This window comes from Leifsonia sp. NPDC080035, from assembly GCF_040050925.1.
Classification (GTDB): Bacteria; Actinomycetota; Actinomycetes; order Actinomycetales; family Microbacteriaceae; genus Leifsonia.
The window spans coordinates 3470156-3482087 of record NZ_CP157390.1 but is presented as its reverse complement, the minus strand read 5'-3'; the positions used below and the strand labels follow the sequence as shown (position 1 = coordinate 3482087).

Genomic DNA, 11932 nt, shown 5'->3' with positions numbered 1-11932 from the left:
TCTTCCGCGGCGCGGATGTGTCGGATGGGTACGAAGTATCGGGGAATGCTTTGTGGAGTTCTACAACGTCAGCCGCGACGAGGCTGATCGGGCTCGTTGATCGAACCGACGATCAGGGCCGCCTGCAGGATGAGCGCCTCGCGCGCGCCGGTCGCATCCCAGCCGATCACCTCGGAGACGCGCTTGAGCCGGTAGCGCACCGTGTTCGGGTGCACGAACAGCTCGCGCGCCGTCGCCTCCAGGGACCGGCCGTTGTCGAGGTAGCACCAGAGCGTCGTCAGCAGCTCGGCCGAGTACGCCTGCAGCGGGCGGTAGATGCGGCTGATCAGCGTGGCCCTGGCCAGTCCGTCGCCCGCCAGTGCCCGCTCGGGGAGCAGGTCGTCGGCGTGCACGGGACGCGGGCAGTTCCGCCACGCCTTGGCGACCGCGAAGCCCGCGAGGGCCGCCTTCGCGCTCTTGGACGCATCCACGAGGCTCGGCACCTCGTGACCGAGCACCAGGTGGCCCGAGCCGAAGCCGGGCTCGAGCTGCTGGGCGATCTCCATGAAGCTGACGACCGGAGCCGTGCCGATCGCCTCCTCGGGCGCGTTGTTGCTCGGCCACGCGCGGCCGATCACGAGCACGAGGCGACTGCCCTGGACGCCGATCAGCACGTCCGCCGACATGTGCCGTGCCGTGCGTCGCAGCTGGTCCACGTCGAGCATCTTCGGGGCGGTGCCGACGAGGACGCTGACCTCGCCGTGGCCGTGCCAGCCGAGTGCGGCGATGCGGCTGGGCAGCTCGTCGTCGTACTCGCCGGTCAGGATGCTGTCGACGACCAGCGCCTCCAGGCGCGCGTCCCACAGACCGCGCGCCTCCGCGGCGCGGGCGTAGACGTCCGCCGCCGCGAAGGCGATCTCACGCGAGTAGAGGAGGATGGCCTCCTTCAGCGACTCGTTGCCGCCGGTCGTGACCCGCTCCTCCACCACTTCCACGGTGATCTTGATCAGCTGCAGCGTCTGCTGGAGGCTGACGCTCCGGAGCAGCTCACGAGGAGCCGCCCCGAAGACGTCCGCGGCGATCCACGGTGTCGACCGCGGGTCGTCGAACCACGAGATGAACGAGGAGATGCCGGCCTGGGCGACCAGGCCGACGGCGCTGCGGCGGCCGGGGGGCATGTCCCGATACCAGGGGAGCGTGTCCTCCAGCCGCTTCAGCGTCGTCGTGGCGAGTTCGCCGGAGATCTTGCGCAGCCACGCAAGCGTCTCGGCCTTGGTCCTCTCCGGTGTCGTCGGCACGGGCGGGTGCTACGCCTCGCCGCCCGCGGTACCGGTGGTGCCGGCGTTGACGTCGTGCAGCAGGTACTTCTCGATCGCCCAGGCCGGTGCGTTCGGATCCACCTTGCCCTGGGCCGCGAGCAGCTCCAGGGTGCGGACGACGAGCGAGGGGCCGTCGATCTTGAAGAACCGGCGCGCGGCGGCGCGGGTGTCGGAGAAACCGAAGTCGTCCGCTCCGAGCGTGGCGTACTCACCGGGCACGAACTGACGGATCTGGTCCGGCACCGCGTGCATGTAGTCGGTCACGGCGACGAACGGGCCGTCGGCGCCCTGCAGCTTGCGGGTGACGTACGGCACCTGCTTCTCCTGCTGCGGGTAGAGGAAGTTGTGCTCCTCCGCCTTCAGGCCGTCGCGGCGCAGCTCGCCCCACGAGGTGACGCTCCAGACGTCCGCCGACACGCCCCAGTCCTGCGCGAGCAGGTGCTGGGCCTCCAGGGCCCACGGCACCGAGACGCCGGAGGCGAGCAGCTGAGCCTTGGGGCCCTGCTCCTGGCCGTCGCGGAGCTTGTAGATGCCCCGGACGATGCCGTCCACATCCACGCCCTCAGGCTCGGCCGGCTGGACGATCGGCTCGTTGTACACCGTGAGGTAGTACATGACGTTCGGGTCCGGGTGCGAGTCGCCGTACATCCGCTCGAGGCCGGAGCGCACGATGTGCCCGATCTCGTAGCCGTAGGCGGGGTCGTAGGAGACGACGGCCGGGTTGGACGAGGAGAGCAGCAGCGAGTGGCCGTCCGCGTGCTGGAGACCCTCGCCGGTCAGCGTGGTGCGCCCCGCCGTCGCGCCAATGAGGAAGCCGCGGGCCATCTGATCGCCCGCCGCCCACATCGCGTCGCCGGTGCGCTGGAAGCCGAACATCGAGTAGAAGACGTAGACCGGGATGAGCGGCTCGCCCTGCGTCGAGTACGACGTGCCGACGTTCGTGAACGCCGCAAGCGCGCCGGCCTCGTTGATGCCGACGTGGATGATCTGGCCCTGCGGGCTCTCCTTGTAGGCGAGGAGCAGCTCACGGTCGACCGAGGTGTAGTGCTGGCCGTTCGGGTTGTAGATCTTCGCGTTCGGGAAGAACGCGTCCATGCCGAAGGTGCGCGCCTCGTCCGGGATGATCGGCACGATCCGGTGACCGAAGTCCTTCGAGCGGAGCAGGTCCTTCAGCAGCCGGACGAACGCCATGGTGGTGGCGATCTCCTGCGTGCCGGAGCCCTTCTTCGCGATCGCATACGCCGAGTCGTCGGGGAGGTTCAGCTGGGTGTACTTCACGCGGCGCTCCGGCACGTAGCCGCCGAGCGCGCGGCGACGGTCGTGCAGGTACCGGATGGCCTCGTCGTCCGGCCCCGGGTTGTAGTACGGGGGCAGGTACGGGTTCTCCTCGAGCTGGGCGTCGGAGACCGGGATGCGCATGGCGTCGCGGAACGTCTTCAGGTTGTCCAGCGTCATCTTCTTCATCTGGTGGGTCGCGTTGCGGCCCTCGAAGGACGGTCCGAGGCCGTAGCCCTTGATCGTCTTGGCGATGATGACGGTCGGCTGGCCCTTGTGCTCGACGGCCGCCTTGAAGGCCGCGTAGACCTTGCGGTAGTCGTGTCCGCCGCGCTTGAGGTTCCAGACCTCGTCGTCGGTGTAGTCCTTGACGAGCTCCAGGGTGCGCGGGTCCCGACCGAAGAAGTTTTCGCGCACGTAGGCGCCGTTCTCGGTCTTGTAGGTCTGGTAGTCGCCGTCCGGCGTCTGGTTCATCAGGTTGACCAGCGCGCCGTCGGCGTCGCGGGCGAGCAGGTCGTCCCACTCGCGGCCCCAGATCACCTTGATGACGTTCCAGCCCGCGCCGCGGAAGTAGCTCTCCAGCTCCTGGATGATCTTGCCGTTGCCGCGCACAGGGCCGTCGAGGCGCTGCAGGTTCGCGTTGATGACGAAGGTCAGGTTGTCGAGCTTCTCGTTGGCGGCGACCTGGAGCTGGCCACGCGACTCCACCTCGTCCATCTCGCCGTCGCCGAGGAACGCCCAGACGTGCTGGTCGGACGCGTCCTTGATGCCGCGGTTGGTGAGGTACTTGTTGAGCTGCGCCTGGTAGATCGCGTTGATCGGGCCGAGGCCCATCGACACGGTCGGGAACTGCCAGAACTCCGGCATGAGGCGCGGGTGCGGGTACGACGAGAGGCCGCCGCCCGGGTGCGACTTCTCCTGGCGGAAGCCGTCGAGCTGGCCGGCGCTCAGGCGGCCCTCGAGGAAGGCGCGGGCGTAGGTGCCGGGGGAGGCGTGGCCCTGGATGAAGATCTGGTCTCCGCCGCCCGGGTGGTCCTGGCCGCGGAAGAAGTGGTTGAAGCCCACCTCGTAGAGCGCGGCGCTCGACGCGTACGTGGAGATGTGGCCGCCGACGGCGATGCCGGGACGCTGAGCGCGGTGCACGAGGATGGCCGCGTTCCAGCGGATCCAGGCGCGGTAGCGGCGCTCGATCTCCTCGTCGCCGGGGAACTCCGGCTCGTTCTCGGGGGAGATGGTGTTGATGTAGTCCGTGGTGGGCACCATCGGCACGCCGAGGTGCAGATCTTTGGAGCGCTTGAGCAGGCTGAGCATGATCTCGCGAGCGCGCTCATGGCCCTGGGCAGCAACCAGTGCATCGAGGGATTCACGCCACTCGGCGGTCTCCTCCGGGTCCGAATCGATGTTATTCACCGAGTACGGGTCCTGGTCGTTTACAGTCACCCTCGACCTCTTTCTTGTGTCGGATGGATCGTGGAAGGCGCGCATCCGCTGTCGGGTCACGACAAAAGCGGGCACCATCGTTCAGCCTAGCCGCAACCGGAGCATCCTCGTGACCGTCCGGGGAGGGCGCCTTGCCAGCGGGCCCGGCCCGGTCTATGCTCGCTCCTCGTGCGTATCACGGGCACACGCCCGCGCGCGGCGAAAGGACGAACCGATGGCTCTGGAGAACGACACCCAGGCACCCGACTTCGAACTCGTGAACCAGTACGGCCAGGCCGTGCGCCTCAGCGACTTCCGCGGGAGGAAGGCGGTGGCGATCGTGTTCTTCCCGCTCGCCTTCTCCGGCACCTGCACCGGCGAGCTCTGCGCGCTGCGCGACAACCTCGCGCTGTTCGAGGACCACAGGGTCGAGCTGCTGGGCGTCTCCGTCGACTCCAAGTACACGCTGCGCGCGTGGGCGGAGCAGGAGGGCTACGGCTTCAGCCTGCTCGCCGACTTCTGGCCGCACGGCGACATCGCCAAGGAGTACGGCGTGTTCCTCCCCGAGAAAGGCTTCGCGAACCGCGCGACCTTCCTCGTGGACGAGACCGGCATCATCCGAGCCTCGTTCATCACCGCCCCCGGCGAGGCCCGCTCGATCGAGGCCTACCGCGCCGCACTGGAGCTGCTGCCCGCGCGGGTGTGAGCTGGCGGCTAGGCTGGGTCGCCGAGGGCCTTTAGCTCAGCTGGTAGAGCGCCACGTTTACACCGTGGATGTCGTCGGTTCGATCCCGGCAGGGCCCACCATTTCTTCCGTGTGGAGCGCGCGCCACTCCTCGTAGGTGTGGGCGCGCCCGATGCTGCAGCGGCATGCCACAAGGATGCGGTCGCCGTGGCGTTCGCTGAGGTAGACCTCGCGATGGATCTCGTGCTGCTGTGCGGTCGTGAGCGTGGTCATGCCCTCTTCCTCCCTGGCCGGCCCGGACGGGCGTGTACGAATTCTGGGTGCCGCCTCCCGCTCGGCGAGCGTGGACCGTCGCGCATGCGTATCCCATCCGCCCCGGTTCCGTGTCGAGAGCCATCCGTCGCCGGGCGCATGAGTAGGGTGGCGGGGTGGACGGGGGATGGTACTGGTGGCTCGTGGGGGCGGAGCTCGCCCTCGCGGTGGTGACGTTCGTCGCGCTGTGCTTCATCGTGGCGCCCTACGGCGGGCGGCACGGGCGTCCCGGCTGGGGGCCGACGGTTCCCGCGCGCGTCGGCTGGGTTGTCATGGAGGCGCCGGCCTCGCTCGCGTTCCTCGCGTTCTACCTGCTGGGCGCGCACCGGTTCGAGACCGTGCCGCTGCTGTTCCTGCTGCTCTGGCAGGCGCACTACGTGCAGCGGGCGTTCGTCTACCCGTTCCTGATGCGGTCCGGCTCGCGGATGCCCGTGCTCGTGATGCTGCTGGCCATCCTCTTCAACCTGCTGAACGCGTGGATCAACGCGCGCTGGGTCTCCGAGTACGGGACGTACGCGCTGACCTGGCTCGCCGATCCGCGGTTCTGGATCGGTCTCCTGCTGTTCGGCTGCGGGTATGCGCTCAACGTCGGCTCCGACCGCATCCTGCGCGCACTGCGGCGCGGGGGCGAGGGCTACCGCATCCCGTCCGGCGGCGGGTTCCGGTACGTGTCCAGCCCGAACTACCTGGGCGAGATCGTCGAGTGGATCGGCTGGGCCATCGCGACCTGGTCGGTCGCGGGGGCCGCATTCGCGCTGTACACGATCGCGAACCTGGCCCCGCGGGCGATGGCGAACCACCGCTGGTACACGGAGACGTTCCCCGACTACCCGCGCGACCGCCGGGCGCTGGTGCCCTACCTGCTGTGACCCGCCGAGCGCGCCGAGCGTGACTGCGGCGCCGCGGAACGTCTGCTGGTGCGCGCGCGGCCGCAATCATGACATGGGGGCGCAGTCGCCTTCGCATCGGCCGAGACCGCTGTCGGCGGCCGCGGTTAGCCTGGCGGCGTGACGGAGAGCGTCGAACTGTGGTGGGCCAGACGGCAGTGGTCCAAGGGCACGCCCGTGCCCTACGCCGTCGGGCGTTACCGCGGTGACTGGGAACGGTATCCCGTGCTGATCCGCCAGTACCACCCGGACCTGAATCACGGGATCGTGCTCAGCCAGGTGCCCCCGGCCGCCGACGTCTACCTGCTCTGGGAGTGCGACGCCGGACACCGCTTCGTGGCCACGCCCGACGAGCAACGCTCGCGGCCGGGAGGGACGCGGCGCCGGTCCGCGTGGTGCCCGGACTGCGCAGCGGGAGCCGTGCCGCGGCGGATCCGGCGGCCGGAGCCGGACGCGGGCGTTCACACCTGCGGCCACGCGCGCGACCCGCGCCGCATCGAGAACGACCCCGACGACGACCGCTGCTACCTGTGCCGTCGCCTCGACCGGTCCGGGCTCAGCCGCGAGGCGCTGGTGACCCTGGCGGCCCCCGGTTCCCGCGTCGCCGTGTCCGCCGAGAACGGCACGGCCGGGCGCTACTCGTGGCAGTGCGCGGAGGGCCATCCCGCCTACCAGGCGACCATCGAGAAGATCCTGGGCGGGCGGCGCTGCCCGGTGTGCAGGCACGCGGCGGGCGGCGCGGCCCTGGTCCCGGCCGGGGAGGCGTTCCTCAGCCGGTGGGCGCCGAGGGCGGCGTCCGCAGCCGAGCCGGAGCTGAAGCGCCGGATCGGCGACCGGCTCGACGTGGACCTCGGGATGAACGCCGTTCGGGTCGCGACGCCGTTCTACTCACACCTGGAGGTCTGGCCCGACATCGTGCTGCCGGAACTGCGGGTGGCGATCGAATACGACACCGTCGGCCGGCACGGCCTGGAGCACGTGGGTCCGCGGGAGGCCTCCGACCGGAGGAAGGACCGGCTGCTCCGCGCCGTCGGCTGGGAGGTCGTACGCGTGCGCTGCGGCAAGCTGCTCCCGATCGGCCCGTACGACGTGTCCGCGGGCGGCGTCACCGACGCGGTGGTCGATCGGATCGTGGAGCGGCTGGAGGAGATCCGCGGCGCGCTGTTCGTCTCCGCGTACCTGCGCTGAGCACGGATGGCTGGGCGCCACCGACGAGGGGCTCGTGCACGCGGACATCGATCGCTACGCTGGCCGCGTACGGGCAGCGCGACGAAGGGAGCCCCCATGCCATCGATCCTCAATCCGTACCTGAACTTCCGGGCGAAGGCCCGCGAGGCGATGGACTTCTACCAGTCGGTGTTCGGTGGCTCGCTGCAGCGCAGCACCTTCGCCGAGTTCGGCATGGCCGAAGACCCAGCGGAGTCCGAGCTGATCATGCACTCCCAGCTGACCACGGACTCCGGCTTCACCATCATGGCCGCCGACGTCCCGCAGCGGATGGAGCTGAAGGAGGGCGGGCAGATCTCGATCTCGCTGAGCGGTGACGACGAGGCCGAGCTCTCCGGCTACTACGACCGGCTCGCCGACGGCGGCACCGTGATCGAGCCGCTCGCCAAGGCGCCCTGGGGTGACAGCTTCGGGATGCTGGTCGACCGGTACGGCATCCAGTGGCTGGTCAACATCGCCGGTTCGCCGCCGCCGCAGGCCGGATGAGCGCCCCGGGAGACGGCGGTCCCGTGATCGCCGCCGTCCACCCCGGACAGTCGACCGCGGTCGTCGCCGAGGGCGCGCGCCTGGCGGCGGCGCTCGGACGGCCGCTGCTCTGCGCCCACGTGGCCGAGGACAGCTACCTGACCGAGTGGGACCGGCCGGAGGTACGCGAGGAGGCGTCCCTGCATCCCCCGACGGCGGCGGAGTCGGACGCGCAGACGGCCCGCGCGGAGCTGGAGGCGAGCATCGCGGCGGTCATCGACGGCGCAGACGCGGCGTGGTCGCTCCGCGTGCTCGGGGGCGACCCCGCGAAGGCGCTGGCCCGCGTCGCGGAGGAGCTCGACGCCCGGCTCCTCGTCGTCGGCACCCGGCAGAAGGGTTTCGGCGCCGCGCTGGAGGAGTTCCTCACCGGCTCGGTCGCGGCGAAGCTCGCCCACGAGCAGGACCGCCCGGTCGTCGTCGTGCCGGTGTCGAACGCGCAGACGGAACGGCTGACCCGGCGGCGCTGATGTGTCGAGCCAGGCGTGCCGCGGGCGTGCGGCGTCAGCGACGCGAGGGGGAGAGGTCGCGGAGCGCCGCATCCAGGCTCCGGAAGTAGCTGCGCCGCCCCGGCTGTCCGAAGCGGGTGACCTCGTACATCCCGTCGAGCGCGCGCACGTAGCCGCGCACGGGCGGTGCCCCGGTCCTGCTCACCGTGAGGTCGCAGACGCGCCAGTGCTGTTCGGCGATCTCCTGCAGTTCCAGGCCGAGGCGCTGGAACGTCGCGTGCGTGGTCACAGGACGATCGAAGCGTCCGGCGGGCCCGCGCGGGAAGGGGTTGACACGGGCATTCCCGCGACCCCGGCCCTGGCGTTATGGTCGGGCTGGACCGCCGGGGTCCGTGGAGGTGGTCGTCATGTGTCGTTGGCTCGCTTACTCCGGGGAGGCCATCAAGCCCTCCCTGCTCGTCCTGGACGCGCAGCACTCGCTGGTCGCGCAGTCGCTGAACTCGCCGCTCGGCGCCGAGACGGTGAACGGGGACGGCTTCGGGTTCGGCTGGTACCCGGAGGGATCGAAGGCGGGAAGCACGCCCGCGCTCTTCCACAGCATCGAGCCGGCCTGGAACGACGAGAACCTGCGCGAGCTCACCGAGTCGATCGCGAGCCCGCTGTTCTTCGGGCACGTCCGCGCAGCGGGCGGCCCGCCGATCCAGCGCACCAACTGCCACCCGTTCCGGCACGACAACTGGATGTTCATGCACAACGGCTTCCTCGGCGGCTTCCGCGAGATGAAGCGCGACCTCACCTTCGCCGTCGACCCGTCGCTGTATCCGGACATCCTCGGCACCACCGACTCCGAGGTGCTGTTCCACCTGGCCCTGACGCTCGGGCTGAAGGACGACCCGATCGGGGCGATGGCGAAGACGGTGCGGATGGTCGAGGAGGTCGGCGAGAAGCACGGCGTGAAGTTCCCGATGCAGGGCACCCTCGCCCTCTCCGACGGAGCGACGCTCTGGGCGTTCCGCTACTCGACCGCGCGCCGCAGCCGCAGCCTGTACCACTCGGTCGCGCTGCCGGAGATGCGGGAGATGTACCCGGAGGCCGCCCAGCTCGCGCAGTTCGGCGACAAGGCGAAGGTTGTCGTGTCCGAGCCGCTGAACGACCTGCCCGGCGCATTCGTCGAGGTGGGGGAGTCGACCGTGGCCATCCTGAGCGACGAGGGCTACCACCACGAACCCTTCCTCGACGACGGCGAGTGAGGCGGACCGGGGGTTCGGTGGAATCCCCGATGCGCCCGTGCCGCCGCCGGCGCATCCTGGCGGTATGACACTCACGAGGACCCTGTCGGTTCAGCAGCGGATCGCACACACGGAGGCGGACGGCCAGCCGGTCGCCTTCGCCGAGAGCGGCGACGGACCGGTGCTGGTGTGCGTGCCGGGCTGGATCAGCGACATCGAGCTCGGCTGGGCGATCCGCCCGGAACGGGCCGTCGCCGAGGCGCTCGGGCGCGGGCGGCGGGTCGTGCGGTACGACCTGCCGGGCTGCGGGCGGTCGCGGCCCGCCGGCGCCGTCCCGTCCTTCGAGCTCGCACTCGCCGCCCTCGACGCGGTGATCGCCGCGTCCGGCGCGGACCGGGTCGACCTCTACGGCATCTCGTTCGGGACGGCCGTCGCGCTCGCCTGGGCGGCAGCGCATCCCGGCCGCACCCGTTCGCTCGTGCTCTACGGCGGCTGGGCGGACGGCGCAGCGCTCGCCCCGCCGGAGCTGCGGGAGCGCATCCCGGCGCTCGTCCGCGCGCACTGGGGGCTCGGCTCCGACGTGCTCGCCGACATCTTCGCCGCGGACGCCGACGCGACCGGCCGCGCCTCGTTCGCCCGCTACCAGCGCGCCGCCGCCAGCGCGGAGACGGCCGCGGACATCCTCGCCCTCTCGTACCGGGTGGATGCGGCGACGGACGCGCACGCGGTCGACTGCCCCGCCCTGGTCATCCATCGGGGCGAGGACCGCGCGGTCCCGGTCGCGGAGGGCAGACGGCTCGCCGCGCTGATCCCCGGCGCGCGCTTCGAGGCGCTGCCCGGCCGCTCGCACATCCCGTACCTCGGGGATGTCACGGCGCTCAGCGCGCTGATGCTTCGGTTCCTCGGGATCGCAGGGCCACCGGCGGTGCCACCCGCGCTCACCCCGCGCCAACGGGAGGTCGCCGCCCTCGTGGCCGACGGACTGACCAACCGCGAGATCGCGCTCGCACTGACGATCACGGAGAAGTCGGCCGAGTCGCACATCGAGCACATCCTCACCCGGCTCGGGTTCCGCTCGCGCGCGCAGATCGCCGCCTGGTTCGCGTCGGGGAGCGGGTCGTGAGCGCCGCTGCCCGGGAGGCGGCGACGGCGGCCTCGTTCGACGTGGCGATCATCGGGACGGGCTTCGCCGGGATCGCCGCCGCGGCCCGCCTGATCGAGCAGGGGCGGGACGACGTGGTCGTCCTGGAGCGCGCGTCCGACCTCGGTGGAACCTGGCGCGACAATACGTATCCCGGCGCTGCCTGCGACATCCGCAGCGACCTCTACTCGCTCTCGTTCGCACCGAACCCCGACTGGCGGCACGCATACGGGCGCCAGGAGGAGATCCTCGCCTACCTGCACGACGTCGCGCGCACGCACGGCGTGCTCGCGCACGTGCGATTCGCGGCCGAGCTGCTGCGCGCCTCCTGGGACGCCGACGCGGGGCGCTGGCACCTGCACACCTCCACCGGCGACCTCACCGCGCGGGTGCTGCTGAGCGGCCACGGGCCCTTCGGCGACCCGCACCTCCCGCGCATCCCGGGAGCAGAGACGTTCGCGGGGACGGTGCTGCACTCCTCGAGCTGGGACGCGTCCGTCGCGATCGAGGGGGCGCGCGTCGGGGTCATCGGCACGGGCGCGTCCGCCATCCAGCTGGTCCCCGAACTGGCGCGCCGGGCCCGAGAGCTGACCGTGTTCCAGCGCAGCGCGCCGTGGATCATCCCGCGCCACGACCGGCCGACGAGCGCCGCGCGCCGCGCGCTGTTCCGTCGCGCCCCCTGGCTGCAGCGGCTCGCGCGCGGGCTGGAGTTCACACTGGACGACGCCCGCTGGTTCGGCTTCGCGTCGCCCGCGCTCGGCGCCGTGATCGCCGGCTACGCCCGGGCGCACCTGCGCCGGCAGGTGCGCGACACGGAGCTGCGCCGGGCGCTCACGCCGGGCTACCGGATCGGCTGCAAGCGCGTGCTCGTCTCCGACGACTACTACCCGGCCCTCACCCGCCCGGACGTCCAGCTGGTGACCGACGGCATCGCGCGGCTGGAGCCGGAGGGCGTCGTCACCGATTCGGGCAGGCGGATCCCCCTCGACGTGCTCGTGTACGCGACCGGATTCGACGCCACCCGCCCGAGCATCGCCGCCCGCATCGTCGGCGTCGGCGGCAGGAGCCTCGCGGAGGAGTGGGAGGACGGGATGTACGCCCTGCGCGGGGCGACCGTTCCCGGCTTCCCCAACCTGTTCCTGCTGCACGGGCCGAACGCCGCGCTCTCGCACAACAGCGCCGTCTACATGATCGAGCGCCAGGTGCACTACGCCGTGCAGGCGATCGCGACCTCGCCGGAGGATGCGGTCATCGAGGCCAGGCCGGAGGCCGTCGCCGCGTACCGGGACCGGATCGCCCGCGGCCTCGCCCGCGGCGTCTGGTCCACCGGAGGCTGCACCAGCTACTACCTGGACGCCGGCGGCGCGAACACGTTCCTCTGGCCCTACCGCGCCGCGCGGTTCGCCCGGGTCACGCACCGCTTCGACCCCACCGAGTACACCGTCGGACGGAGCCTTGCCACGGCGGCCGGGGTGCGCGCATCCTGAG

At 71.2% G+C, this 11932-nt stretch carries 11 protein-coding genes and 1 tRNA gene; 9 read left to right on the top strand and 3 right to left on the bottom strand.

Features of this window, described 5'->3' with window-relative positions:
* Positions 1-68: 68 nt before the first annotated feature.
* Entirely contained in the window at positions 69-1277 is a 1209-nt protein-coding gene (locus AAME72_RS16950; protein WP_348787705.1) for a helix-turn-helix domain-containing protein, read from the bottom strand.
* A gap of 9 nt (positions 1278-1286) precedes the next feature.
* Positions 1287-4013 (bottom strand): pyruvate dehydrogenase (acetyl-transferring), homodimeric type, encoded by a 2727-nt coding sequence (gene aceE / locus AAME72_RS16945; protein WP_348787704.1) that lies wholly within the window; start codon positions 4011-4013, stop codon positions 1287-1289.
* A 214-nt stretch (positions 4014-4227) separates the two neighbouring features.
* Between aceE and AAME72_RS16940 the strand changes: the two genes are divergently transcribed.
* The 6 genes from AAME72_RS16940 (at position 4228) to AAME72_RS16915 (ending at position 8095) form a co-directional block, all read left to right on the top strand.
* Positions 4228-4698 carry a peroxiredoxin gene (locus AAME72_RS16940; protein ID WP_348787703.1) on the top strand — a complete coding sequence of 157 codons (471 nt, stop codon included), beginning with the start codon at positions 4228-4230 and terminating at the stop codon, positions 4696-4698.
* A 25-nt stretch (positions 4699-4723) separates the two neighbouring features.
* Positions 4724-4799: transfer RNA gene (locus tag AAME72_RS16935), tRNA-Val, on the top strand.
* Between the two features lie 306 nt (positions 4800-5105).
* Positions 5106-5858, top strand: a complete 753-nt coding sequence (locus AAME72_RS16930; RefSeq protein ID WP_348787702.1) for a 3-oxo-5-alpha-steroid 4-dehydrogenase — start codon at positions 5106-5108, stop codon at positions 5856-5858.
* Between the two features lie 138 nt (positions 5859-5996).
* Complete coding sequence (locus tag AAME72_RS16925; RefSeq protein WP_348787701.1) at positions 5997-7064, top strand: zinc-ribbon domain-containing protein; 1068 nt, start codon at positions 5997-5999, stop codon at positions 7062-7064.
* A 96-nt stretch (positions 7065-7160) separates the two neighbouring features.
* On the top strand, positions 7161-7589 hold the full coding sequence (locus AAME72_RS16920) for a VOC family protein (RefSeq protein WP_348787700.1): 429 nt from the start codon (positions 7161-7163) through the stop codon (positions 7587-7589).
* Positions 7586-8095: a universal stress protein gene (locus AAME72_RS16915; RefSeq protein WP_348787699.1), complete on the top strand. Its 510-nt coding sequence runs from the start codon at positions 7586-7588 to the stop codon at positions 8093-8095. The genes AAME72_RS16920 and AAME72_RS16915 overlap by 4 nt, the downstream gene beginning before the upstream one ends.
* A gap of 34 nt (positions 8096-8129) precedes the next feature.
* Here the strand turns inward: AAME72_RS16915 and AAME72_RS16910 are convergent, their stop codons facing one another.
* Entirely contained in the window at positions 8130-8363 is a 234-nt protein-coding gene (locus AAME72_RS16910; RefSeq protein ID WP_348787698.1) for a hypothetical protein, read from the bottom strand.
* 118 nt (positions 8364-8481) lie between these two features.
* On the opposite strand from AAME72_RS16910, the gene AAME72_RS16905 reads away from it, so the two are divergent.
* The 3 genes from AAME72_RS16905 (at position 8482) to AAME72_RS16895 (ending at position 11931) form a co-directional block, all read left to right on the top strand.
* Positions 8482-9324, top strand: coding sequence for a class II glutamine amidotransferase (locus AAME72_RS16905; RefSeq protein WP_348787697.1), 843 nt, complete (start codon positions 8482-8484; stop codon positions 9322-9324).
* Positions 9325-9388: 64 nt separating this feature from the next.
* Positions 9389-10426, top strand: coding sequence for an alpha/beta fold hydrolase (locus AAME72_RS16900; protein WP_348787696.1), 1038 nt, complete (start codon positions 9389-9391; stop codon positions 10424-10426).
* Positions 10423-11931, top strand: coding sequence for an NAD(P)/FAD-dependent oxidoreductase (locus tag AAME72_RS16895; RefSeq protein WP_348787695.1), 1509 nt, complete (start codon positions 10423-10425; stop codon positions 11929-11931). Before AAME72_RS16900 ends, AAME72_RS16895 begins: the two co-directional genes overlap by 4 nt.
* The last annotated feature ends 1 nt before the right edge of the window (position 11932 follow it).

Bases quoted from the DNA above. Each gene is read 5' to 3' on its own strand.
- AAME72_RS16940 (WP_348787703.1), top strand. From the start codon at position 4,228: ATGGCTCTGGAGAACGACACCCAGGCACCCGACTTCGAACTCGTGAAC.
- AAME72_RS16920 (WP_348787700.1), top strand. From the start codon at position 7,161: ATGCCATCGATCCTCAATCCGTACCTGAACTTCCGGGCGAAGGCCCGC.
- AAME72_RS16915 (WP_348787699.1), top strand. From the start codon at position 7,586: ATGAGCGCCCCGGGAGACGGCGGTCCCGTGATCGCCGCCGTCCACCCC.
- AAME72_RS16905 (WP_348787697.1), top strand. From the start codon at position 8,482: ATGTGTCGTTGGCTCGCTTACTCCGGGGAGGCCATCAAGCCCTCCCTG.
- AAME72_RS16900 (WP_348787696.1), top strand. From the start codon at position 9,389: ATGACACTCACGAGGACCCTGTCGGTTCAGCAGCGGATCGCACACACG.